The organism is Citricoccus alkalitolerans (genome assembly GCF_039528175.1).
In the GTDB taxonomy this organism is placed as follows: domain Bacteria; phylum Actinomycetota; class Actinomycetes; order Actinomycetales; family Micrococcaceae; genus Citricoccus; species Citricoccus alkalitolerans.
The window spans coordinates 866,533-889,960 of sequence record NZ_BAAALH010000002.1 but is presented as its reverse complement, the minus strand read 5'-3'; the positions used below and the strand labels follow the sequence as shown (position 1 = coordinate 889,960).

Annotated in this window: 20 protein-coding genes; 8 read left to right on the top strand and 12 right to left on the bottom strand. The window is 68.8% G+C overall.

The window, feature by feature from the left end; translation table 11 throughout:
• Positions 1–2 precede the first annotated feature (2 nt).
• Both aroQ and ABD134_RS09965 read left to right on the top strand, forming a co-directional pair.
• Positions 3–443 carry a type II 3-dehydroquinate dehydratase gene (gene aroQ / locus ABD134_RS09970; protein ID WP_344229079.1) on the top strand — a complete coding sequence of 147 codons (441 nt, stop codon included), beginning with the start codon at positions 3–5 and terminating at the stop codon, positions 441–443.
• A 229-nt stretch (positions 444–672) separates the two neighbouring features.
• Positions 673–2,079 carry an MFS transporter gene (locus tag ABD134_RS09965; RefSeq protein ID WP_344229077.1) on the top strand — a complete coding sequence of 469 codons (1,407 nt, stop codon included), beginning with the start codon at positions 673–675 and terminating at the stop codon, positions 2,077–2,079.
• Between the two features lie 85 nt (positions 2,080–2,164).
• On the opposite strand, the gene rlmN is transcribed toward ABD134_RS09965, so the two are convergent.
• From rlmN to ABD134_RS09940, 5 genes are all read right to left on the bottom strand, one after another.
• Positions 2,165–3,457, bottom strand: a complete 1,293-nt coding sequence (rlmN, locus tag ABD134_RS09960; RefSeq protein ID WP_344230837.1) for a dual-specificity RNA methyltransferase RlmN — start codon at positions 3,455–3,457, stop codon at positions 2,165–2,167.
• A gap of 323 nt (positions 3,458–3,780) precedes the next feature.
• Positions 3,781–5,604 (bottom strand): hypothetical protein, encoded by a 1,824-nt coding sequence (locus ABD134_RS09955; RefSeq protein ID WP_344229075.1) that lies wholly within the window; start codon positions 5,602–5,604, stop codon positions 3,781–3,783.
• Positions 5,605–5,845: 241 nt separating this feature from the next.
• On the bottom strand, positions 5,846–7,063 hold the full coding sequence (locus tag ABD134_RS09950; RefSeq protein WP_344229073.1) for an MFS transporter: 1,218 nt from the start codon (positions 7,061–7,063) through the stop codon (positions 5,846–5,848).
• A 23-nt stretch (positions 7,064–7,086) separates the two neighbouring features.
• Positions 7,087–7,947 (bottom strand): oxygenase MpaB family protein, encoded by an 861-nt coding sequence (locus ABD134_RS09945; RefSeq protein WP_344229071.1) that lies wholly within the window; start codon positions 7,945–7,947, stop codon positions 7,087–7,089.
• Entirely contained in the window at positions 7,944–9,323 is a 1,380-nt protein-coding gene (locus tag ABD134_RS09940) for a hypothetical protein (RefSeq protein WP_344229069.1), read from the bottom strand. Before ABD134_RS09940 ends, ABD134_RS09945 begins: the two co-directional genes overlap by 4 nt.
• Before the next feature lie 194 nt (positions 9,324–9,517).
• Here ABD134_RS09940 and ABD134_RS09935 point away from each other — a divergent pair, with 194 nt between their 5' ends.
• From ABD134_RS09935 to ABD134_RS09910, 6 genes are all read left to right on the top strand, one after another.
• On the top strand, positions 9,518–9,910 hold the full coding sequence (locus tag ABD134_RS09935) for a three-helix bundle dimerization domain-containing protein (protein WP_344229067.1): 393 nt from the start codon (positions 9,518–9,520) through the stop codon (positions 9,908–9,910).
• 26 nt (positions 9,911–9,936) lie between these two features.
• Positions 9,937–10,716 carry an arsenate-mycothiol transferase ArsC gene (locus ABD134_RS09930; RefSeq protein WP_344229065.1) on the top strand — a complete coding sequence of 260 codons (780 nt, stop codon included), beginning with the start codon at positions 9,937–9,939 and terminating at the stop codon, positions 10,714–10,716.
• A gap of 100 nt (positions 10,717–10,816) precedes the next feature.
• On the top strand, positions 10,817–11,743 hold the full coding sequence (locus ABD134_RS09925) for a cation diffusion facilitator family transporter (RefSeq protein WP_344229063.1): 927 nt from the start codon (positions 10,817–10,819) through the stop codon (positions 11,741–11,743).
• Between the two features lie 78 nt (positions 11,744–11,821).
• On the top strand, positions 11,822–12,205 hold the full coding sequence (locus ABD134_RS09920) for a metal-sensitive transcriptional regulator (RefSeq protein ID WP_344229061.1): 384 nt from the start codon (positions 11,822–11,824) through the stop codon (positions 12,203–12,205).
• A 53-nt stretch (positions 12,206–12,258) separates the two neighbouring features.
• Complete coding sequence (locus ABD134_RS09915; RefSeq protein ID WP_344229060.1) at positions 12,259–12,498, top strand: heavy-metal-associated domain-containing protein; 240 nt, start codon at positions 12,259–12,261, stop codon at positions 12,496–12,498.
• Between the two features lie 74 nt (positions 12,499–12,572).
• The gene (locus ABD134_RS09910; protein WP_344229058.1) at positions 12,573–15,074 is read left to right on the top strand and encodes a heavy metal translocating P-type ATPase; all 2,502 of its coding nucleotides are present in this window, start codon (positions 12,573–12,575) and stop codon (positions 15,072–15,074) included.
• Between the two features lie 12 nt (positions 15,075–15,086).
• Here the strand turns inward: ABD134_RS09910 and ABD134_RS09905 are convergent, their stop codons facing one another.
• The 7 genes from ABD134_RS09905 to hpaE all read right to left on the bottom strand — a co-directional run bounded on the left by ABD134_RS09905 (position 15,087) and on the right by hpaE (position 23,418).
• Complete coding sequence (locus ABD134_RS09905; protein ID WP_344229056.1) at positions 15,087–15,536, bottom strand: hypothetical protein; 450 nt, start codon at positions 15,534–15,536, stop codon at positions 15,087–15,089.
• Positions 15,537–15,640: 104 nt separating this feature from the next.
• The gene (locus tag ABD134_RS09900; protein WP_344229054.1) at positions 15,641–17,032 is read right to left on the bottom strand and encodes an MFS transporter; all 1,392 of its coding nucleotides are present in this window, start codon (positions 17,030–17,032) and stop codon (positions 15,641–15,643) included.
• Between the two features lie 57 nt (positions 17,033–17,089).
• Positions 17,090–18,985 (bottom strand): FAD-dependent monooxygenase, encoded by a 1,896-nt coding sequence (locus ABD134_RS09895; RefSeq protein ID WP_344229052.1) that lies wholly within the window; start codon positions 18,983–18,985, stop codon positions 17,090–17,092.
• Positions 18,986–19,007: 22 nt separating this feature from the next.
• Positions 19,008–19,838, bottom strand: coding sequence for an HpcH/HpaI aldolase family protein (locus ABD134_RS09890; RefSeq protein WP_344229050.1), 831 nt, complete (start codon positions 19,836–19,838; stop codon positions 19,008–19,010).
• A complete protein-coding gene (locus tag ABD134_RS09885; protein ID WP_344229048.1) occupies positions 19,823–20,608 on the bottom strand; it encodes a fumarylacetoacetate hydrolase family protein in 786 nt (261 codons plus the stop codon). The genes ABD134_RS09890 and ABD134_RS09885 overlap by 16 nt, the downstream gene beginning before the upstream one ends.
• 19 nt (positions 20,609–20,627) lie before the next feature.
• Complete coding sequence (gene hpaD / locus ABD134_RS09880; RefSeq protein ID WP_344229046.1) at positions 20,628–21,794, bottom strand: 3,4-dihydroxyphenylacetate 2,3-dioxygenase; 1,167 nt, start codon at positions 21,792–21,794, stop codon at positions 20,628–20,630.
• Positions 21,795–21,879: 85 nt separating this feature from the next.
• The gene (gene hpaE / locus ABD134_RS09875) at positions 21,880–23,418 is read right to left on the bottom strand and encodes a 5-carboxymethyl-2-hydroxymuconate semialdehyde dehydrogenase (RefSeq protein WP_344229043.1); all 1,539 of its coding nucleotides are present in this window, start codon (positions 23,416–23,418) and stop codon (positions 21,880–21,882) included.
• Positions 23,419–23,428 lie beyond the last annotated feature (10 nt).

Genomic DNA, 23,428 nt, shown 5'->3' with positions numbered 1-23,428 from the left:
CCATGACCAAGCCCCTCTTCGTGCTGAACGGCCCCAACCTGAATCTGTTGGGCCAACGAGAGCCGGACAAGTACGGCACCACCACTCTGGCCGACGTGCACGTCCTCTGTCAGGAGACCGCCGCCGAGCAGGACCTGACCGTGGACTTCCGCCAGTCCAACCACGAGGGCACGCTCGTGGATTGGATCCAGGAGGCCCGGGTGGAGGCGAGCGGGATCATCCTGAACCCCGCCGGCTACACCACCACGTCCATCGCCATCATGGATGCGCTGCTGGCCGCCGGTCTGCCGCTGGTAGAGGTGCACGTCACCAACATCCATCAGCGCGAGGAGTTCCGGCACCACTCCTATGTCTCCAAGGTGGCCAACGCGGTCATCGCCGGAGCCGGGGTGCACGGCTACCAGTTGGCTGTTCAGCATCTGGCGCGGCTGATCCGCGCTTAGGGCCCACAGCAGAGGGGCACAGGCTCCGGCTGCTAACATGTGCAGCATGTCAGCCGCTTCATGCTCGGCCGCTTGCGCGGCAGCGACCAGGACGTCCCGCTAGCGGCGGGACGTCCGGCTCACAGCAACACCTCACCTGGAACGTCCAGTCGCTTCGTGATCTATCCGGAGCGGCCCTTGGTGCTGCTCGTCAATCTCCAGAGCGACGGAGCAATCGATGCTTTCAGGCATGTCCCCTTCTACCCGCGGGCTCGGTCCCGCCCCTGCGCGCGCATGGCTCGTACTGTGCGCGATGTCCATGCTGCAGTTCTTCATCGCGGTCGACGTGACCGTGGTCAACATCGCCCTGCCCTCGATCGGCGCGGACTTCGGCGTCCAGGGTCACTCACTGACCTGGGTCGTGGTCGGCTACACCGTCACCGGCGGCGGGCTGCTGATGCTCGGCGGCCGGCTCGGTGACCTGCTGGGTCGCCGACGCACCCTGGTGGTCGGCACGGCGTTGTTCGGCGTGGCATCGCTGCTGGCCGGCCTGGCCCCCACATTCCCTGTCCTGGTCGCCGCGCGCCTACTCCAGGGAGCCGGTGAGGCCGTCGCGCTGCCTGCGGCGATGGCGACCATCGTGCTGCTGTTCCCCGAGGGACCGCTTCGGTCACGCGCCCTGAGCGTGTGGGCCGCCGTGGCCAGCTGCGGCCTGGTCCTCGGGTTCGCCCTGTCGGGAATCATCACCGCTCATCTGGGCTGGCGCTGGATCTTCCTGATCTCGGTGCCATTCATCCTGGTCGTGATCGTGGCCGCGCTCCTCCTGGTCCCGGCAGACCGGTCCGCGCCCCGTGCGCGAGTCCGTCTGGACCTTCCGGGTTCCTTCCTGCTGACGGCGTGCCCGCTGCTGTTCGTCTACGCCGCGGTCGAGGCGGGGGAACCTGGGACAGCTCCGTGGGTGAGCGTCGCTGCGTTGATGGGCGCGGTGATGGCGGCTCTCGGGTTCGTGCGGGTCGAGTCGAGGTCGCGGAACCCGCTGGTTCCGATGACGTTCTTCGCGGACCGCCCTCGGCTGCGGGCGAACCTGACGACGATGCTGCTCAGCGGGGCGCTGTCGACGTCGTTCCTGTTGTTCACGTTCTACCTGCAGGACAGGCTCGGTATCGGGCCGCTGGGGGCGGGCCTCACGATGTTGCCCCTGGCCGTGGCGCTGATCGCGGCATCAGTGCTTGTGCCCCGGTTGCTGGGACGCTGGGGCGCACGAGCGTGCGTGCTGGTCGGGCTCGCGGCTGCTGCCGGTGCCATGGCCGTGATCGCGCTCGCAGCAGTTCTGGGCGGCGGGGCGGCATGGCTCCTCCCGGCGATGCTGCTGATCGCAGCGGGCATGGGCTTCGGACTCGTGGGTTTGCAGTACATCGCGGTCAGCGGGACCACTGACCAGGACGCCGGGATCGCGTCCGGCGTCCAGCGAGCAGCAGACCAGCTCGGCGGAGCAGCCGGCGTGGCGATCTACGTAGGCCTCGGGTTCGCCCCAGCCTTGCATGCCGGAGACCCGTTCGTGATCGCCGCGGTACTCGCCGTCATCGGGCTGACCGCCGGCGCCGTGGTCATCTCCCGCTCGTCAGCCATCGCGGTGGGGCAGTCGCCGGCCGGGTAGCAGCGCAGGCTGCCGCGCTGTGCCCAGAAGGTGCGGCGCGGCAGCCCCGCCCGATCCGCGCGACCCCTGAGGCCCTACAGAGGCGCTATCCGCGGATGTCGATCGTGCCGGAGGTCCCTGCGCCGGTGTGCCCACCGGCCTCGGTCACGGCCCCGTCCGGCTCCTCGTCCCCCTCGGCTGCCAGTTGCCCGCAGGCGCCGTCGATCTCCTTGCCCCGGGTGTCCCGCAGGGTGGTGGGGATGCCGGCAGCCTCGAGGCGGTTGATGAACTCGTCGGTGACGTCCGGTTCAGACGAGGTCCAGATCGAGCCCGGCGTCGGGTTCAGCGGGATCGGGTTCACGTGCACCCAGCCGCGGCCGCGGGCGTTGAGCTTCTTGCCCAGCAGGTCAGCGCGCCAGGCGTGGTCGTTCATGTCCTTGATCAGCGCGTACTCGATGGACACTCGCCGGCCGGTCTTGACGAAATAGTTGTACGCCGCATCGATCGCCTCGTCCGCCTTCCACCGCGAGTTGACAGGGATGAGCTCGTCCCGCAGCTCGTCGTCCGGGGCGTGCAGGGACAGGGCGAAGGTGACCGGGATGCCCTCCTCGGCCAGCCTGTTGATGGCCGGCACCAGACCCACCGTGGAGACGGTGATGTGGCGGGCGGACATGCCAAGCCCCTCGGGAGCAGGATCCACCATGCGGCGCACCGAGGCGATGACCCGCTTGTAGTTGGCCAGCGGCTCGCCCATGCCCATGAACACGATGTTGGTGACGCGCTCGGCATTGTGGCCGCCGTCCTTGCGCAGCCCGCCCAGGGCTCCCTCGGCGATGACCTCATTGGCGCGGACCACCTGCTCCACGATCTCGGCCGTGGACATGTTGCGGGTCAGGCCGTTCTGGCCCGTGGCACAGAAGGGGCAGTTCATGCCGCAACCGGCCTGGCTGGACACGCACAGGGTCACCCGGCCCGGATAGCGCATGAGCACCGATTCCACGAGGGCTCCGTCGAACAGGCGCCAGAGGAACTTGATGGTGTCCCCGTTGTCCGTGGTGAGGCGCCGGACCTCCGTCAGCAACGGTGGCATCATCTCCGCCACGAGCTTCTCCCGGGCATCCTTCGGCAGGTCCGTCATCCGGTCCGGATCGGAGGTGAAGTGGGTGAAGTAGTGAGTGGAGAGCTGCTTGGCGCGGAACGCCGGCAATCCGAGTTCCGCCACCTTGGCCTGGCGCTCGGCGAGGGTCAGATCCGCCAGGTGGGTCTTGGGCTGCGCCACGCGGGGTTGCTTGAACTGCAGCAGCGGCCGGCCGTCCTCGGTGGTCTGCTGCTTCCAGCCCTCGGCCTGAGGCCGGACCTGAGGACGGTCCCCGTCCGTGGCGGCCGGATTGGAGAGCATCCGCCCGTCCAGCGGCCCGCCGATCCCCTGCTGCTGCAGCCGGGCACGGTCCTCGGCGATCTGCTGGGCCTCGGTCTCGTCGATCAGGCCGCGCTTCGGGCGGTTCAGCTTGAGCTTGCCATCCCGTGCGTGCTCCAGGTGGGCGTCCGAGGGATCGGCGGCGGGGCCAGCCGCGTGCCGGGCCTGGGGCGCCTTCCGGCGTGCCGGGGTCCGGTCAGTGCGGTCCGTACCGTGGTCCCCTCCGCGGGGACGAGAAGTCTCAGCCATCCCCGCCATTCTCCCATGAGTGTCCCATCGGTGGACAGGAGACTGATGAGGCGATCCTAGGGACGCAGCCACTCCCGGGACAGCCAACGGTCGGCCAGGATCGCGCGTGCCAGGTTGACCCGGGTATGGACTCGGCCCTTCGCCGTCCGCAGGGTCATCAGCGCCTCGTGTTCTGTCTCCATGGCGGCCAGCCTGCGGATCAGGGCCACGAAGCCGGGGCTCAGGATCTGTTCCAGTCGCGGCCAGGCGGCGCACTCCAGCAGGTAGCGGGAACTGGCCGTCAGGGGCTCCTCGACGAGCGCCCGGTCCGGGACCTCCGCCATCCGATCAGCGCCCAGCACGGTGACCGGCCGGGGTTCGGGGGCGGCCGTGCGCTGGGCGAAGTCCGGACCGCTGAGCTTCTCGGAGGGTCCGTCCCGCTCGAAGCGGAACCGGCCGCCGCGGGCGAAGGGGACGGCCAGCGACTCATTCCACACCTTGCGCATCACCAGGAACATGGCGATGTGGGAGAACCGCAGGTAGGGAACCAGGGCATCCGAGACGGCGGTGACCTCGGAGTCCGCGAAGGGGAAGAACACCTGGGAGTACGCGTCCACCACCACGGTGCTGGCCTGCATGTACCGGCTGGCGCGGATGTCCCTGCCGTAGGCGTAGAGGATCTCGGCCGGGGTGCTGCCCGGCATGGACTCCGCCCAGTCCAGCAACGCCTTCGCCGTCTTCTCGTTGAGTTCCGGGGTCAGGATCTGGGCATTGTGCGCCGCCCACTCGTGGTCCAGGTCCTCCTGCACGATGCTCTTCTTGCGCTGATAGAGACCCTTGAACGTGGGCCATTGCCCGGAGGCATAGCCCTCCCCGACCACGAAGGGGTCCGCGAAGGCATAGGGGGCGCCGAGGGCCTCGGACAGGAAATATCCCTGGCCATCCCGGAGGGACTGCGTGAAGGAGTCGATGACGCTACTGGGAACACTCATGGCCGGCCGGACCACGGAGTGCTGGATGCCGGTCATCTCGGCCAACTGCGCGGCCACCATCACCTCTTCGCTGGACTCGCTACCTTGGGTGACCGCATGGAGGTCCTTCACGCCCCGGTTCCGCAGGAGCCCCAGCAGCAGGCGGCTGTCCTTGCCGCCGCTCAGACGTAGCTGGATGGTCTTCTCGGGCAAGGCGGCCAGGAGACGGTCGGTGGAACTGTTCAGCGCCGCCTCAAGTTCGGCCACACCCGGGCTGAACGGGTCCTCGGTCGGGGCGATTGCGGCCGGGGGCCGAGCGGGCCCGTCCACCACCTCCAGCCGTCCCCCGGAGATCTTCACCGCACTCCGCGTGGGGATGGTCGTCACGCCCGCGAACGGGGTCTGGCCGGACATCGAGAAGCCGAAGTTGAGGGCCTCGGCCAGGTAGTCGTCACTGGTCTCGACCGCGTCGACGTCGCCGCCGGCCATGGCGAGGGCGATGGCGAGGGGGCGGTTGGAGACGTACAGGTAATCGGCGTTCTCGCCGTAGTGCACGGCCTCGAGGGCCGGAACCGTGTTCCAGGCGAAGATCTCCTGCCGGTTTCCGGCGAGTGCCATGTAGGAGCCCCCCACGGGCGTGCGCATCTCCATCGGACGGCCGAAGAGCCCGGACGAACGCAGCAGCTCGTCTCCGACGCCGGGGAACGTCGCCGAGGCCCACCGAGTGCCTATGCGGCGGGTGTGGCGCGCCGCTGATGCCGGCCACTCGATCAGCATCGCACCGGAGGACAGGGACCGGTGGATCACGGGCTCCTGCCCGTAGCGGGGGCCCAGGAAGGGCGTATAGGACTCGACGGCCGCGGCGCAGACGGCCTGGAGGCCGGCCTTGGCCACCTTGCCGCGCGGCACGATACTCAGAAGAACGGTCACGTGGTGTGGTTTCCCTTCGCCCGGTGCCCGCGTCAACACGAGTCCGGGAATTCCGCAGGCCAACCCCTGCCCAGGCACCACAGGCGGATTGGCCTGTGAGTCATCAAGAAGGATAACGACCATGACCCGCCGGGCAGCCTGCGCAACGCGGGCCCACGCCCAGCCGGCCGGTCAGCCGGCCACCCAGTCCGCTGGTCAGCCCCGGCCCAACCCCAGTGAATCGGGCAGCGAGGCGTCCCGCTCAGTCCGCGATCGTCCGATCCCGGCCCGCGAGCCAGCCGGAGGCCGCGGCGCCGAGTCCGGAGGCGGCGAACAGCCAGGCCGCCGGCCCGAAGGATCCCGTGGTGGCGAAGATCTGGCCGGTGATGAAGGTTCCGGCCGAGCCCAGGCCATAGCCCAGGCCCTGCATCATGCCGGAGACCCGGATCGCCATGTGGGGCGTGGTGCTGCGCAGCGTGATCATGGTCAGGGCCAACGCGGTCAGGGCGCCCTGCCCCACACCGAGGATGCCGGTCCACCACCAGATCCCGGGCAACGGGCCGTGGATGGCCAGGATGAATCCGCCGCCCGTGAGCACGGCGGCGGCCACGTTCAGCCACGACTGCGAGCGCAACCGCGTCGCCCAGACCGGACCCAGGAGCGATCCGGCCATCTGCAGGACAATGGAGAAGGCCACGATCCCGCCGGCCAGGCCGCCATCGATCCCCCGTTCCCGCAGGATCGGAGCGAGCCAGGCGAAGCAGGTGAAGGAGGTCATGGCCTGGCAGACCATCATGGCGGTGATGTGCCACGCCACCGGTGAGGTCAACGGGCTGCGCCCCGTGGTCGAGGTGGAGATCTGGGCGGAGGAGCGGTGCCGCAGGATCACGGGGATGAGCAGTGCCGCGGCCACCGCCACGGGCACAGCCCAGATGCCCAGGGCCAGGTTCCAGTCCCCCGCCGCCTCGTAGAAGGGGAACGTCAACCCGGCGCCGAAGGCCGCGGAACCACAGATCGCGGTGGTGTACAGCCCGCTCATCAGGCCCTGATGCGCGGCGAAATCCTGTTTGACGATGCTGGGGAGCACCACGTTGGCCAGGGCGATCGCCGCTCCGGAGACCACGGTGCCGGCCAGGAGGGCGAGCATCGCAACGGCGTCGGGAACGGGGAGCGAGCGCAGTACCAGGCCGAGCGTCAGTAGCACCAGCGCACCGGCCAGGACCTGCCATGTTCCGAAGCGGCGGGCAAGGGCCGGTGCGAGCGGCGCGAAGACCCCGAGCAGGGTGGCCGGAACGGTCGTCAGCAGGGTGGCGCCCCAGGCCGGCAGGCCGGTGGCGGCGACAACCTCCGGGAGGATGGCCGAGAAGCTCGAGAACAGGGTCCGCAGGTTGAGGGACACGAAGACCACGCAGAGCGCCAAGTAGATCCACGAGACCGCCGAGGGACGGCTCGACGACCCGGATGCCGGTGGAGTGGTCATCCCAGCATTGTGCCAGCGTCGGGTCAGCCCAGGGTTCGCACCACCAACCGTGCGGGCAGTTGACGCCAGCGCAGGGGAAGCCTCGGGTACACCGCCCGGAGCAGGCCCCACAGTGCATCCTCCCGCCGGGAGTCGGCCCCATCCCATTCGAGGCCGAGCTCGTGACGGATCCGCACGGGCAGCATGCCGGCCGAGACGAACCGCACCAACGGCATCAACCGCCGGAGCCACCACGGCGCCGCCTCAGCGGCGAACAGGTCTCGGCAGATCTCCCGGGCGTCATCCGTCACCTCCAGGTTCCCGACGGCGGCGTCCCAGTACCGTGCGAAGGCCGCCCGGTCCTCGGGCCAGAGATCGGCGGGCATGCCCAGCAGAGTCCCCAGGACGGCGTAGTCGCGATAGACCGCGTCGGCCTCGCCTCCTGGGCCTGCAGGGTCTGCGGGCCGTTCGGTGGGCGTGTCCGGCCATTCGCCCCAGATCCGCCACCGCGCCTGCTCAGCCACCCAGTAGAGGGTGGCCGTGACCCAGAGCTGGGCCTGCGGATCGGCGGCGGAGTATGAACGTCCAGCGGCATCCGTGCCGCGGACCGGTCCGTGCGCAGCGCCCACCCAGCCGGCGACCCGCTCTCTCGCTGCCCCTGCCTCCGGGAGCACGGCGGCATAGACGAACTGCAGGGTGTGGCGCAGACGTTTCAGGGGATCGGCCGCGAACTCTGAGTGCCTCGCGACTCCAGCGCCCACAGACGGGTGGGATACCTGCAGCAGGATCGCCGCCCCCGCGCCGGCCAGCACCACGGCTTCCCGGGCCAGGTCCTCCGTGGTGGTCGGAGTGGCGCGGTGTCCGCCGGACCGGCTCCGACCATGCCGGTCGCCGGCGGCGGTCACCGCCGTCCCCCGGGGCCGCCCGGCCCACCTGGCCCAACCGTCCACCCACGGTAGGCGGGCCGGTCGCCCGGCTGCCGGGCCGGCGTCGTGAAGGATGCGGTGGAGACCGAGACGGCAACGGTGGCGGGCCGTTGGGGCCTTGGCCGAGCAACCTCGTCAGTCTCCTGAGCCGCGTCCACAGCATCCACGGCCTCCTGGACGGCCGCATCCCGGGCCCGGTCGCCCATACCGGCCTCGGTGAGCACGGCATCGAGGTTCCGGATGAAGACCACGAGCCAGGCGTAGATCACCCCACCCATGGCGAGTTCGAAACCGGTCAGGTTGTAGTACCGCAGCGGGAACCACAGCAGGGTGGCGATGATGCCCAGGCCGAGCATGAGGTACGTGCCCACATAGACGGCGGCCGGGAAACCGGGGAGCCAGAGTTGGATGCTGGCCAACAGCACGATGAACACCACGCCGAGTAGGCGGATGAATGTGGAGTGGACCGGGTCGGAGAAGTTGATCGGGACCACCCCGGCGCCCACCATGCACAGGCCGATGACGAACAGGGACCAGCGCAGCACGCCGATCCTCGCCTTGCGGATGCCCAGCCGGACCCGGGCCCGGGCCCAGGTGAACAGGTCCTGGGTGATGAAGGAGGACAGGGTGGTCAGCACCAGCCCGGAGACCGTGAGGGTGGTGTTGAACGTCCAGAAAGAGAGGATCCCGGCCTGCCCGGTGCCGAGTTCGGAGAAGAAGGCGTGCCACCAGAACGGGTTCTCCGCCAGCAGCATGGAGACGATCATCCCGGAGGCCATGAACAGCGCCAGCAGGGTGGACAGGGACCGGGTGGAGATCCGCGCCGAGGAGTTGAACCCGAGATAGCCGGCCACGGTGCCGGTAAGGGTCAGCAACACCGTAGAGGCGATGCCGTCTACGGTCAGGCCGGTGAAGGCCTCCTGGAACAGGCGAAACAAGGCCAGGCAGGCCATGACCGCGATTGCCCCGTGGACCACCACCAGCCCGACGGCGTCCGCCACCATCCAGCCCCAGTGCCGCTGCGTCATCCACTGGTGCGTGGTGCGGGTGGAACGAGCCAGCCCCACCAGGCAGGCGAGCCCGGCGGCCACGGCGGTCAGGATGGCCGCCGCGGTACCCACCGACCAGTCGCCGGACAGCGGCGCACGGCGCCCGAGGAACACCAGCAGCCCGACGCCGGCTCCCGCGGCTCCGGCGGCGATGGCCACCCAGATGGCCAGGGACTCGCGGGCCACCGGGCTGGTGAGCCGGCGAACCGACAGGAGCCTTCCGAGCGGGCGGGGATGGCCCTCCGGGACCCTGGTCACCGACGGTCGACCGGTGGCGGTTGCTGGGGTTGCGCTGAAGTCCGTCACGTTGATGATGGTGGCACGCGATGCTCACCCGGGCCCAATGCCCGACGCGTCGTGGACGGACGCACGGAAGGACCTTCTACCTTTTCGATGCCGACTGGACTATGCTGATTCATACTCCGTTTACCTTTTGTTCACCTAGCGAAGGAGACGGCCCCACCGACGAAGGGTCGGCGGGACCACAGAAGGAGGTGCCCATGACCACCCATGTCATGACCGAGAACCTGGCCACCGAGGCCACAACCCGCTCTGCCCGAACGGCCGGCCGCCATGCGATGGCCCCCGCCACCGGCAATGGCATGAACGGCGCACTGCCCACCGGGGCCAATCAGATCGTCCATGCCCGCGTGCTGTCCCGTGGGGTTGATGCCCTGCAGGCGAAGTTCGCCCAGGTCCTGGACGACGGCCTCATCCGCCGCACCGTCCACGCCGCCTATCGCGAGCTGAACCGCACGGCCCGCCTGAAGACCTACCTGCCCACCCTCGCCCTGAACCGAGCCGAGACGCGTCTGCGCGAGATCGCCGACCGCACCGCCGCGGCCGGCACTCCCGAGGCCGAGACCCTTGACGGGATGACAGCAGCCGCCTGACCCCCTTCTCCCACCCAGGAGCAGCCATGACCACGCACCAGAATTCCTTGGACACAGCTTCGGACGACCGTGGACTTGCTGCGGCCGAGGCGGCCCCCGGGTTGGACCGCCACGTCCTGGAGCGGACGGCGGCCCACCTGCACGAGCGGTATGCCCAGGTGGCTGATCGCGCCACGATCGACCGGATCCTGGAGGAGACCTACCGGGAGATGGACCGCCGGGCCGCCGTGAAGACCTTCCTGCCCCTACTGGCCGGCCACTTCGCGGAGAGCCAGCTGCGCGCCCTCGGGATCGCCCAGGGGATCATCGAATCACCCTTGCCCCGCGTGCTGTTCATTGATGACGCCAACGCCGGCCGGTCCCAGATGGCCGCCTCCCTGATGCTCAAGCACTCGGAGGGGCGGGTCACGGCCCGCTCCGCCGGTCTGGCACCGGTGGGCCACCTCTATGAGGACGCCGTGGCCGTCATGGCTGAGATCGGCATCCCCCTGGACCGGGCTTACCCCAAGCCGCTCTCCGGGGATGTCCACACCGCCGCCCAGCACGTGGTCACCCTGTCCTGCGGCGACCAGGTGGAGCAGCTGCCGGGCAAGGACTACCGCGAGTGGGACATCCCCAACTTCGTGGGACGGTCCCTCGAGGACATCCGGGCCATGCGAGACGACCTCGAGGCGCGGGTGCTGGATCTGATACGCGAGGTCGGTGCCGAGACCCCCACCATGGCCGAGTCCGGGCCCCAAGCTGGCGCCGACACTGGGACGGGGACCGATCGCCGCGGCCATCCACCCCTGCAGATGAGCGCCTGACACTCCCACCCAGACTCGTGGGCACGCCGCATCACGCGCTGGCACCGGCTCCGCACTGGCCTGCGGTGCAGTCCGGAGACCCGCGGCCTATCATCACGGCATGACTGACTCGACGCACGGGCCCGGCCACCAGCACGGTGCCGGATCCTCGCGGAGCCGACTCGCGATCGCCTTCGGCATCACCGCCAGCATCCTCATCGCCGAGGTGATCGGCGCCTGGCTGACCGGGAGCCTGGCCCTGCTCGTGGACGCAGGCCACATGCTCACCGACGCCGGAGGCCTCCTGGTCGCGCTCATCGCGGCCAACCTGATGCTGCGCCCGCCCAACGACCGCCGGACCTGGGGGCTGCTCCGCACCGAGGTGCTGGCCGCCGGCGCCCAGGCGACGGTGCTGCTCGCCGTCGGTATCTACGCGCTCGCCGAGGGCCTCCGGCGCCTCGCAGAGCCCGCCGACGTCGACGCCGACGGACTGCTGGCCTTCGGCATCATCGGCCTCGCCGGCAACCTGGCAGCACTGGCCGTCCTGGCGGGCGGGCGGGACGGGTCACTGAACCTGAGGGCCGCCTTCCTGGAGGTCGTCAATGATGCCCTCGGCTCGGTCGCCGTCATCATCAGCGCCGTGGTCATCGCGACCACCGGCTGGACCCGTGCGGACGCCCTGGCCGGGATGGCCATCGCCGCACTCATCCTTCCGCGCGCGTTCGTGATCCTGCGGGAGGCCGGCAGCGTCCTGCTCGAGTCCGTTCCACGGGAGCTGGAACTCACGGAGATCCGGACCCATCTGCTCGGGCAACCCCACGTGCGCGAGGTCCACGATCTGCACGTCTCCCGGATCGACACCGGGACGGCCGTACTCACGGCCCACGTGGTGGTGGAGCACGGCTGCTTCGGGGATGGGCACACCATGGAGATCCTGAGGTCACTGCAGGACTGCGTGGCCGAGCACTTCGCCTTGCCCCTGGACCACAGCACGTTCCAACTGGAGCCACCCGGCCACCGGGACCAGGAAGGGCACCTGCACTCCTGACCCACCTCGGAACAGCCGGTGCCGCATACCCCCTAGGGGTAGTTGACTTGATACCCTGGTGGGGTATATGTTCGAGTCATGAGCACTGACATCACGGACCCTCACGGCCGATCCGGCCTGGACCCACAGCTTGCTTCGACCGCAAGGACGGACACCGCAGGCGAGGCGCACCACGGTTACAGCCCCAGCAAGGACGCCTACCTCAAGCGGCTGCGCCGCATCGAGGGGCAGGTCCGCGGCATCTCCAAGATGGTGGACGAGGACAAGTACTGCATCGACATCCTGACCCAGGTGGCCGCCGCCACCAAGGCCCTGCACGCCGTGAGCCTGGGCCTGCTCGAGGACCACATGGGTCACTGCGTGGCCGACGCCGCCCGCGAGTCCCGGGACACCGGCAATGACGAGGCCGTGCAGGCCAAGGTCGCCGAGGCCGCCGCCGCCATCGCCCGGCTCATGCGCTGACCGGCTCGCCGCCGCCCGCCCCACACCAGATCACCACCCCACGGAGGACGACCATGACCACCACCACAGACATCAAGATCAACGGCATGACCTGCAACCACTGCGTGGCGAGCGTCACCGAGGAACTCCAGGAACTGCCGGGCGTCACCGGCGTCGACGTCACCCTCGTGGCTGGAGGAACCTCCGTTGCCACCGTCGCCTCCGAGGGACGCCCCCCGGCCCCCGAGGACTTGAAGGCCGCCGTCGAAGAGGCCGGCTACGCCGTGGCCACCCCCGGTCTCGACCTGGCCTGATCCGGTTTGATTCGGCCGGAGTGTCAGCCGGGCGACAGCCCGCAGGGAAGACGAGAGGGACAGGAGAGCTTGCGATGAGCGGAACAGTGAAGAGCGCAGCAACCGAGGACAGCGGTACTCGCCAGGTGGATCTGGACATCGCCGGCATGACGTGCGCATCGTGCGTCGGAAGGGTGGAACGCAAGCTCGGCAAGCTCGAGGGCGTCACCGCCACGGTCAATCTGCCCCTCGAGGCCGCCGCCGTCACGGTCCCGGCCTCCGTCTCGGACGAGGAGGTCATCGCCGCCGTGGACCGGGCCGGTTACTCCGCCTCGATCCGCCGCGCACCACATGACCACACCACCACCCCTGCCGTCACGAGGCCTGGTCACCCTACGACCATCCACGGAGAGGTGCCGAGCGACGGAGAGCACGGCACCAACCACGATCACGCCGGACACGAGGACTACCTGAACCACGGCCCCTCGGGTGACGTGGTCAAGCCTCGGCTCATCGGGGCCGCGGTCCTCACCATCCCGCTCTTCCTGATCTCCATGTTCCCGGCCCTGCAGTTTCCGCACTGGGGATGGGTGGCCCTCGCGCTGGCCACACCGGTGACCTTCTGGGCCGCCTGGCCATTCCACACCGCCGCCTTCAAGGCCGCCCGCCATGGCGCGTCCACCATGGACACCCTCGTCTCGATCGGCGTGCTCGCCGCCTGGGGCTTCTCCACGGCCGAACTCCTGCTGGAGCCGGTCATGACCGCCCATGCGGGTGCCGCCATGAGCGGCGGAGGCATGGCCTCCATGGCCGATCACCAGCTGTACTTCGAGACAGCTGGCGTGGTCACGACGTTCCTGCTCCTCGGCCGCTGGCTGGAGGCACGCGCCAAGAAGCGGGCCGGCCATGCCCTGAAGTCGTTGCTGGACCTCGGTGCCAAGACCGCCACGGTGCTGCGTGACGGAGTGGAGGTCACCGTTCCGGCTGCCCAACTGGTGCCCGGTGACGAGTTCGTGGTCCGTCCGGGTGAGAAGGTCGCCACGGACGGCTTCGTGGTCTCCGGCCATTCCGCCGTGGACACCTCGCTGATCACCGGAGAGTCAGTCCCCGAGGAGGTCGGCCCGGAGGACACCGTCACCGGCGCAACCGTCAACACCTCCGGACGGTTACTGGTCCGTGCCACCCGCACCGGCACGGACACCACGCTCGCCCAGATGGGCCGGCTCGTCTCCGACGCCCAGACGGGCAAGGCCCCGATCGCCCGGCTGGCGGATCGCATCTCCGCGGTCTTCGTGCCGATCGTGCTCGTGATCGCAGTGATCACCTTCGCCCTCTGGCTTCTCCTCTCAGGTGACCTGCACGCGGCCTTCCGCGCCGCCGTCGCTGTCCTGGTCATCGCCTGCCCCTGCGCGCTGGGCCTGGCCACTCCCATCGGCCTGCTGGCCGGCACCGGCCGGGCCTCACAGCTGGGCATCCTCATCCGCGGCCCCGAGGTCCTGGAGGACACGCGCACCGTGGACACGATCGTGCTGGACAAGACCGGCACCGTGACAGCCGGCGACCTCGCCGTCACCTCCATCACGCCCCTCAACGGCCACGATGCCGATCAGGTCCTGCGCCTGGCCGGGGCCGTCGAGTCGCACTCCGAGCACCCGATCGCCGCCGCGATCACCTCAGCGGCCCGCGGTGCTGCCGCCTCCGCCGGCACCACCCTCCCCGGAGTGGACGAATTCACCTCAGCCGCCGGCGGCGGCGTCCTGGGCACGGTCCAGCACACCGCTCACGCTCCCCATCGTGTGGTGGCACCGTTGGGGGCCATGGGGACCACATCAGCCCCAAAGGTGCCACCACACGGGGATGCGCAGGAGGACTCAGGGGAGCGCGGCACTCGGGTCCACACGGTGGCCGCGGGGCGGTCCAGCTACATCGCAACCCAGTTGGACTCCGGCGCCTTGACGCCCCTTGAGGAGCAGCAGCTCGCCGACACCGAGGCCGCGGGCGCCACCGCGATCTGGGTCTCCGTGGACGGTCGGGTCGCCGGGATCATCTCCCTGCAGGACACCATCAAGGAATCGTCGGCTCCGGCGATCACTGAGTTCAAGCGACTCGGACTGCGCCCCATCCTGCTGACCGGAGACAATGCGGAGGTCGCCGCCCAGGTGGCGGCCGCCGTCGGGATCTCCGCGGAGGACGTGTTCGCCGGGGTACACCCTGAGGACAAGGTGGCCAAGGTGACCGCTCTCCAGGAGGCCGGCCGCGTGGTGGCCATGGTGGGCGACGGCGTCAACGACGCCCCGGCCCTGGCGCAGGCTGACCTCGGGATCGCCATGGGTTCCGGCACGGACGTGGCCCGCGAGGCCGCCGACATCACCGTGATGGGTTCGTCGCTGGGCCAGGTGGTCCAGTCCATGCAGCTCAGCCGCAAGACGCTGGGCATCATCAAGTCGAACCTGTTCTGGGCCTTCGCCTACAACACCCTCGGCATCCCGGTGGCCGCCCTCGGCCTGCTCAACCCGATGCTGGCCGGCGCGGCCATGGCGGCCAGCTCCGTCCTGGTGGTGGCCAACTCCCTGCGGTTGACGCGGTTCGGGCGCTGACCGGGTCCCTTGCTAGAACAGGTACCCTGCGGGCGGCACCAGCTGGGCGAACTCGGCCAGCAGGTACATCGCACCCACGATGCAGACTGTGTACACCACCGTGGGAATGACCCTCATCCTCGCCACGACCAGCAGGAAGACGGCGGCGAAGACGCCTGATCCCGCCAGCATGCCCAAGATGAAGACCAGCCAGATGTAGGCCAGAATCCACGCGATGGACCAGCCGACGATCCTGAGCCGGTTCTTCCAGGCATCGTCGAACCGACCGAGGCCACCGTGGTCCCGTACCCGCACGACATCGCGTCCGAGACTGATCAGGGCCAGCAGGATACCCACCGCCCCGACGGCCAGGGGGAACAGTCGCCCATTGTCCGAGAACTCCCCGGACAACAAGACGGCCGCGATGAAGAACACCAATGCGAGCACGGAGACCGCCACCTCGACGAAGGGAGGGACGGGCATGTCCGACGTCTCCGAGAGCCGCACTGACGAGCCGGCGGCCTCGGTCCGGCACTCCGGGATCATGAGAGCCCCTGCTCGGGTTGAACGGCCCAGTCGAGCTCAGCCTAGACGGAGGTCCTTTCTGGGACGGCGGCCGGCTCGGGCACCGGGCGCTGGTCGAACACCGTGCAACCGACCTCCTGTTCGGCCTGGTTGTGGATGGAGAGATCGATCCCGGAGCGGTCCCGGACCAGGGACACGGCGATCAGCGCCACCACGCACATCCCGATGAGGTAGACGGCGATGGCCCCGGAGGAGCCGGTGGCGTCCAGGAGCGCCTGGGCGATCATGGGCGCGAATGCCCCGCCCAGGATGGCGCCGATCGCATAGGAGATGGACACCCCGGAGAACCGGATGGAGGCGGGGAACAGCTCCGAGTAGAGGGCGGCCTGGGGTCCATAGGTCAGCCCGGTGCCGATGCAGACGATCCCCAGGCCCAGGTAGAGGTTGGCCAGGCTGCCGGAATCGATGAGCAGGAACAGCGGCCAGACCGCCAGGATCAGCCAGACATAGCCGATCTGATAGGTCCGCTTCCTCCCGATGTAGTCCGAGAGGATCCCAGCCCCGAGAGTGGAGAGCAACCACACCGAGGCGGCGAACGTCATGGCGATCAGCACGTCGGTGTTGTCCAGCCCGATGTCGTCAGAGGTCGCGTAGGAGGGGATGAACCCGCCCGTCGACATATAGCCCACCGCGTTGTTGCCTACGAAGATCAGCGAGGCCAGGAGCACCAGGTGCCAGTACTTGCGGAACAGTTCGACGATCGGGACACTCGTCTGCTCCTTCTTCTCCGCCATCTCCCTGAACACCGGAGACTCGTCCACGGCCAACCGCACGAAGTAGCCGACCGCGATCAGCACCACGGAGGCGATGAAGGGGATGCGCCAGCCCCATTCGATGAACTGGTCCCCGGGGGAGATCACACCGGTCATCAGGGCGGTCACCCCGGTGGCCAGCAACAGTCCCAGGGGCACACCCAGCTGGGGCATGGAGCCGGCCAGACCGCGGCGCTTGGCTGGGGCGTGTTCCACGGCCATCAGCGCCGCTCCACCCCACTCGCCACCGGCGGAGACCCCCTGGAGCACGCGGAGCAGGATCAGCAGGATCGGGGCGATGACCCCGGCAGACGCGTACGTCGGCAACAGGCCGATCAGGGTGGTGGCGCCGCCCATCATGATCAACGTGACGACCAGGATGACACGGCGGCCCAGCTTGTCCCCGTAGTGCCCTGCGAGGAAAGCGCCGAGGGGGCGGAACAGGAAGGAGATGCCCACGGAAGCGAAGGACAGCAGCAGGCCGATCGACTCCCCCGCCGGCTCGAAGAACAGCTGGGAGAAGACCAGGCCGGCCATGGTGGCGTAGATGAAGAAGTCATACCATTCTACGGTGGTGCCGACCAGGGTGGCGGCTGCGACGCGGCGTTGGTTGGCCCGGTCAGAGTGTCGGGTTTCAGTCATGGGTACCTCGTTGGGTGTTGCTGAGAAGATGTGCGTGGCTAAAGGATCATCCCGGCATCACGTGGTGAAGATCGGCTCGAAGAAGTCCGTGAGCTCGTCCGTGGCGCTCAGCGGGAGCACGGCGGAGACGTACTGGTCCGGACGGACCACCACGATCACGCCGTCGCGGCTCAGTCCACGCGCCTCGAAGAAGTCGTCCTCCGGGTCCACGCCCCAGACCTTGTTGAGGTTGGAGATCTGGAACCGACCGACCTGCGGGCGGAAGATCGAGGGCGTTTCCATCAGCTCCACCTCCTCGTGGGGCTGCTGGTAGACCACATGGACGTCGAACAGCGCGTCCAGGTCCCGGCCAGCGGGGGTGAAGCGGCGGACCGGGGAGTCCTCGGAGTCCAGCCATTCGGCCCAGGCCCGCAGTGGCGAGTCCTGGGCCGAGGACACGGCGGCATCGGCGAAGGCGTAGATCCGCCAGCGCCCGTCTGCCGTGTGCTGGTGGCCGAAGCGGTGCGGAGTGGTGTCGGAGACGCGCTTGGCAGGGTGCGCCTTGAAGCGCTTGCCGAGGGGGAATCCGCTGGCCAGCGCCTGGTGGGACGCCTCGGCCACGAGCAACCCGGCCGGGTACTCCGTCATGAAGCCCGCCGGGAACTCCGCGGTCTTCTGGTAGAAGTCCTCCAGCGCGGTGGCACTCTCCAGCTCCTCCGGCTTGGCGGCCATCATCGCAGACCACTCGCGGTCGAAGTCGATGAGCTTCTGGGCCACCGGCTGCCGCTCGGCCGAGTAGGTGGATAGCAGCGACTCCGGGCTGAGTCCGGTCAGCACGTGGCCCAGCTTCCAGCCGAGGTTGAATGCGTCCTGAATGGACACGTTCATTCCCTGGCCAGCCTTCGCCGAGTGCGTGTGGCAGGCGTCGCCGGCAATGAACACGTGGGGGTGGCGCTGCCCGACGTCCTCGGCCAGGACGTCGTCGAACCGGTCGGTCACGCGGTGGCCCACCTCGTACACGCTCCACCACGCCACGTCCTTCACGTCCACGGTGTAGGGCGAGACGATCTGGTTCGCTTGGGCGATGATCGACTCGATCGGGGTCTTCCGCACGGCGCCGGCATCGTTCTGGTCCACCTCGCCGAGGTCCACGTACATCCGGAACAGGAAGCCCCCCTCGCGCGGGATGTGCAGGATCGAGCCATGCTCAGACTGGATGGCGCACTTGGTGCGGATATCCGGGAAGTCGGTCTCCGCGATGACGTCCATGACGCCCCAGGCATGGTAGGACACGGCGCCGACGTGCTGGGCGCCAATGTCCCGGCGGACCTTCGAGTGCGCGCCGTCCCCGCCGATCACGTACTTGGTGCGAACTGTCCGGGTCTCACCCGGGCTCACGCCGCCGCCGGGCGTCTCACCGGTGCGCTTCAACGTCACGGTCACCGGGTACTCGCCCTCGCCCACCTCGAGTGACACGAACTCCCAGCCCCAGTAGGGCTCGGTGCGGGACGGCGCGTGGCGGGCGAAGCGGGCGAAGTAGTCCAGCACGCGGGCCTGGTTGACGATCAGGTGCGGGAACTCACTGACACCGGCCGGATCGTCCACGGCCCGTGCGGTCCTGATGATGTGGCCGCTCTCCTGCGGGTCCGGCTTCCAGAAGTTCATCTCGGTCAGGTGGTACGCCTCGGCGACGATCTCCTCGGCGAACCCGAAAGCCTGGAACGTCTCCACGCTTCGGGCCTGGATACCGTCGGCCTGGCCAATCTCCAGCCGCTGCGGGCGGCGGTCGACAAGGCAGGTCATGACCTCGGGGAAGCTGGCCAGCTGGGCGGTGGCGGTCATGCCAGCCGGTCCTGCGCCGACCACCAGGACGTCCATGGTCTCGGGCAGCTCGGGGGAACGGTCCACGCCCACGCCGGCGGCGGGCTGGACCCGCGGGTCCCCGGACACGTACCCGTTGTGGTGAAACAGCATGTGGTCTCCTCTGACAGATGTTCTAGCGTTCTTCGGTGGTGCCGGTGGCACACCAGGTGTCGGCGAGGGCCTCGGTGGCGCGGGCCAACAGGGCGACGTCGGCCCCGACGTTGACGAAATCGGCGCCGGCATCCAGGTACTCCCGGGCCTGCTCCGGGGCCTGCTCCGGGGCGAAGGCGTTGACGCCGACGAACGTGCCGGCCTCCCGGGCCTGCCCGATCACGGTCTTCACCGCGGCGACGACGTCCGGGTGGTTCTGTTGCCCGAGCAGTCCCATGGAGGCGGCCAGGTCGGAGGGGCCGATGAAGATCCCGTCCACACCGTCCACGGCCGCGATTTCCCCGGCGGCGGCGACGGCGGCCGCGGACTCGATCTGCACCACCAGGGTCACCAGGTCCCCGGCGCGGGCCAGGTAGTCCGGCACCCGGTTCCAGCGTGCCGAGCGCGCCAGGGCGGACCCGACCCCGCGCATCCCTCGCGGCGGGTAGTGCATCGCGCGGACGGCCCGCTCGGCGTCCTCGGCGCTGTCCACCATCGGGATGACGAGGGACTGTGCACCCAGGTCCAGGTACTGCTTGACCAGCACCGGGTCCAGGGCGGGCACCCGGACCACGGGAATGGTCGGGTATCCGGCCATGGCCCGCAGCTGGGACTGGATGGTCTCCAGGCCCAGTGGGGCGTGCTCGCCATCGATCAGAAGGAAGTCCAGGCCGGCGGAGGCGCAGATCTCGGTGACGGAGGGGTCCGCCGAGTTGACGAACATCCCGGCCGGGGCCCGGCCGTCCCGGTCGGCGCGCGCCTGCACGCTGAACAGGTCCTTGAGGCTGGGCTGTGGATCTAGGCGAATTGGCATGTCACGGTCCCCAGGCTTCCGTAGTCGGCGTAGACGGTGTCCCCGGCGTACACCCACATGGGACGGGTGAAGGAACCGGCCAGGATGATCTCCCCGGCCTCCAGCACGTCCCCGTGCCCGGCGATCCGGTTCGCCAGCCAGTGCACCCCGTTGGCCGGATGATTGAGCACCCCGGCGGCCACGCCCGTCTCGATGATCTCCTGGTTGCGGGACAGCATCCCCGCCACCCAGCGCAGGTCCACGGCATCCGGTGCCACCGGGCGGCCCCCGAACACCATGGCGCCCATGGCGGCGTTGTCACTGATGGTGTCCGTGATCGTGCGCCCCGCCATCTCGATCCGGGAGTCCAGCACCTCCAGTGCCGGGACCACGTACTCCGTGGCACGCAGGACGTCGAACAGCGTGACCCCGGGCCCGGCCAGGGTCTCCTTCAGCACGAAGGCGAGCTCCATCTCCACCCTCGGATGCGTGTAGCGCGCCCACTCGAACACGTGGCCGGACTCCATCACCATGTCGTCGAAGATCACCCCGTAGTCCGGTTCATCGATCCCGGTGGCATCCTGCATGGCCTTGGAGGTCAGGCCGATCTTGTGACCGACCTTCTTCCGGCCGGCATCGATCTGCCGCTGGGCCCAGATCCCCTGGATCGCGTAGGAGTCCTCGATCCCCATGTTCGGGTACCGCGCCGTGAGCAGCGGAACCGGCATCCGGTCCTCACCGGCCCGGTGCAGCTCATCGGCGATCGCCGTGTGTGTTGAGTGGTCAAGCATGTCCGTGCGTCCCTTGCCTCTACAGCTGGTGTCCGAGTTTGAATCCCTTGGCGGCCTCACCCTGGTAGGTGCCGTCCTCGTCGCCGGGACGGGTGTAGGAGAAGCCGTCGGCGCCGATGGTCACGTCCATCTCGGACTTGTCCTCCCGGGCCGTGACCTTCTTCGGGTTGCCGTCCAGGTCCAGCACGAGGGAGGCCTCGGTGTACCAGGAGGGGACGACCGGGTTGCCCCAGAAGTCGCGGCGCTGATTGTCATGCACGTCCCACGTGACGACCGGGTTGTCCGGGTCGCCGGTGTAGTAGTCCTGGGTGTAGATCTCGATCCGGTGGCCGTCCGGGTCCAGGATGTACAGGTAGAACGCATTGGACACGCCGTGCCGGCCGGGACCGCGCTCGATCCGGTCCGAGATGCGCAGGGCGCCCATCTTGTCGCAGATCGCCAGGATGTTGTGCTTTTCGTGGGTGGCGAAGGCGACGTGATGCATGCGGGGGCCGTCTCCGCCGGTCATGGCCGTGTCATGCACGGTCGACTTGCGGCGCATCCAGGCGGCATACACGGTGCCCTCGTCGTCCTGGATGTCCTCGGTGACGCGGAAGCCCAGGTCCTGCATGAACTTCGTGGCCCTCGGAACGTCGGGGGTGACCTGATTGAAGTGGTCCAGCCGGACCAGCGCACCCGGGGTGTACAGGTCATAGCGCCAGGCCAGACGCTCGACGTGCTCCACCTCGTGGAAGAACTCGTAGGGGAAGCCCATCGGGTCCTCCACGCGCACCGAGTCACCGATGCCCTTCGTGAATCCCTCCTTGCGGCGCTCCACACGGCAGCCGAGCTCCTCGTAGAAGGCCACGGCCTTGTCCAGGTCCTCCGGGCTGCGCACACGGTAGGAGAAGACGGCGACGGCGGCCACCGGGCCCTTGCGCAGGACCAGGTTGTGGTGGATGAACTCCTCCAGCGACCGCAGGTAGATCGTGTTCTCGTCCTCTTCGGTGACGGTCAGGCCGAGCACGTCCACGTAGAACTCGCGGGAGCGCTGCAGGTCCGTGACCACCAGCTCCATGTAGGCGCAGCGCAGGATGTCCGGGGCCGGGGCCTGCGGGGTCGGGACGGGGTTGTCGGACACGATGGGGGCTTCCTGAGAGACATAGAAGCCGGAGGACGTCATCGTCCGGTCGTCAAGGTGGGTCATGATGGTCCTTACTCTGTGGGGGACAACGGGGAAGACGGCGAAGACGGTGCAGTCAGCCGATGCGGTGTGGAGAGGCCGCGGCCGGTCACGCCTGGAGCTCCTCGGCGGCCTGCTCCTGCCGGCCGAAGACCGGGTTGTGGACCTCACCGAGGTTGATGTGAACGGCCTGCTGGTCGGTGTAGAAGTCGATCGAGCGGTAACCGCCCTCGTGCCCCAGGCCGGAGGCCTTCACGCCGCCGAAGGGGGTGCGCAGGTCGCGGACGTTGTTGGAGTTCAGCCACACCATGCCCGCCTCAACGTTCTGGGCAAAGTTGTGGGAGCGCTTCAGGTCGTTCGTCCAGATGTATGCGGCCAGGCCGTACTTGGTGTTGTTGGCCAGCTCGAGAGCCTCCTCGTCCGTGTCGAACGGGGTGATGGCCACCACCGGGCCGAAGATCTCCTCCTGGAAGATGCGGGCCTCCGGGGAGACGTCCGCGAACACGGTCGGCTGGATGAAATTGCCCTCGGGGAACTCCTCCGGGCGGCCGCCGCCGGCGGTCAGGCGGGCCTCGGACTTGCCGATCTCCACGTAGGACATGACCTTCTCGAAGTGCTCCGGGTGGACCAGGGCACCGACCTCGGTGGACTCCTCATGTGGCAAGCCGACCTTCACGCGCTTCGCCTGGGCCGAGTAGCGCTCCACGAACTCGTCGTAGATGCCGCGCTGGACCAGGATGCGGGAGCCCGCGGTGCAGCGTTCGCCGTTGAGGGAGAAGACCCCGAAGACGGTGGCGTCGATCGCCGCGTCCAGGTCCGCGTCCTCGAAGACCACGGCGGGGGACTTGCCGCCCAGCTCCATCGACAGGCCCTTGAGGTACGGGGCGGCGTTGCCGAAGATGATCTGTCCGGTGCGGGACTCGCCGGTGAAGGAGATCAGCGGCACGTCCGGGTGCTTCACCAGGGAGTCCCCGGCGAAGCCCTCCTCGCCGTAGCCGTGGACCATGTTGAACACACCGGCCGGCAGCCCGGCCTCCTCGAAGATGCCCGGCCAGAGGGAGGCGGAGAGCGGGGTGAACTCCGCCGGCTTGAGCACCACGGTGTTGCCGGTAGCGATGGCCGGGCCGAGCTTCCAGGACTCGAGCATGAACGGGGTGTTCCACGGGGTGATGAGCCCGGCCACGCCGATCGGCTTGCGGTTGACGTAGTTCGCCTGGCGGCCGGGGACCTTGAACGCGTCATCGTGCTGCGCCACGATCAGGTCCGCGAAGAAGCGGAAGTTCTCGGCGGCACGGCGGGCCTGGCCCAGGGCTTGGGAGATCGGCAATCCGGTGTCGTAGCACTCCATCTCAGCCAGCTCCTGGCCGCGGGTCTCCACGATGTCCGCGATCTTGTGCAGCACCCGGGAGCGCTCGCGCGGAAGCATGGTCGGCCACGGGCCGTTCTCGAAGGCGTCCTTGGCGGCGGCCACGGCGGCATCGATGTCCGCGACCTTGCCGGAGGCGGCCTGCAGGTAGGGCTGGTTGGTGACCGGGTTCAGCACGTCGAAGGTGTCCCCATCGATGGAGTCGACGTGCTGGCCACCGATGTAGTGCTGGATCGATGAAGGCAGGTTCGCGGGAACGAAGTCATTGCTCTGGGCAGTCATGATGGTCCTC

Bases quoted from the DNA above. Each gene is read 5' to 3' on its own strand.
- aroQ (WP_344229079.1), top strand. From the start codon at position 3: ATGACCAAGCCCCTCTTCGTGCTGAACGGCCCCAACCTGAATCTGTTG.
- ABD134_RS09905 (WP_344229056.1), bottom strand. From the start codon at position 15,536: ATGCCCGTCCCTCCCTTCGTCGAGGTGGCGGTCTCCGTGCTCGCATTG.
- ABD134_RS09895 (WP_344229052.1), bottom strand. From the start codon at position 18,985: ATGCTGTTTCACCACAACGGGTACGTGTCCGGGGACCCGCGGGTCCAG.
- ABD134_RS09890 (WP_344229050.1), bottom strand. From the start codon at position 19,838: ATGCCAATTCGCCTAGATCCACAGCCCAGCCTCAAGGACCTGTTCAGC.
- ABD134_RS09915 (WP_344229060.1), top strand. From the start codon at position 12,259: ATGACCACCACCACAGACATCAAGATCAACGGCATGACCTGCAACCAC.
- ABD134_RS09900 (WP_344229054.1), bottom strand. From the start codon at position 17,032: ATGACTGAAACCCGACACTCTGACCGGGCCAACCAACGCCGCGTCGCA.
- ABD134_RS09965 (WP_344229077.1), top strand. From the start codon at position 673: ATGTCCCCTTCTACCCGCGGGCTCGGTCCCGCCCCTGCGCGCGCATGG.
- hpaE (WP_344229043.1), bottom strand. From the start codon at position 23,418: ATGACTGCCCAGAGCAATGACTTCGTTCCCGCGAACCTGCCTTCATCG.
- ABD134_RS09950 (WP_344229073.1), bottom strand. From the start codon at position 7,063: ATGACCACTCCACCGGCATCCGGGTCGTCGAGCCGTCCCTCGGCGGTC.
- ABD134_RS09885 (WP_344229048.1), bottom strand. From the start codon at position 20,608: ATGCTTGACCACTCAACACACACGGCGATCGCCGATGAGCTGCACCGG.
- rlmN (WP_344230837.1), bottom strand. From the start codon at position 3,457: ATGCTCTCCAATCCGGCCGCCACGGACGGGGACCGTCCTCAGGTCCGG.
- ABD134_RS09920 (WP_344229061.1), top strand. From the start codon at position 11,822: ATGAGCACTGACATCACGGACCCTCACGGCCGATCCGGCCTGGACCCA.
- ABD134_RS09930 (WP_344229065.1), top strand. From the start codon at position 9,937: ATGACCACGCACCAGAATTCCTTGGACACAGCTTCGGACGACCGTGGA.
- ABD134_RS09925 (WP_344229063.1), top strand. From the start codon at position 10,817: ATGACTGACTCGACGCACGGGCCCGGCCACCAGCACGGTGCCGGATCC.
- ABD134_RS09935 (WP_344229067.1), top strand. From the start codon at position 9,518: ATGACCACCCATGTCATGACCGAGAACCTGGCCACCGAGGCCACAACC.
- ABD134_RS09910 (WP_344229058.1), top strand. From the start codon at position 12,573: ATGAGCGGAACAGTGAAGAGCGCAGCAACCGAGGACAGCGGTACTCGC.
- hpaD (WP_344229046.1), bottom strand. From the start codon at position 21,794: ATGACCCACCTTGACGACCGGACGATGACGTCCTCCGGCTTCTATGTC.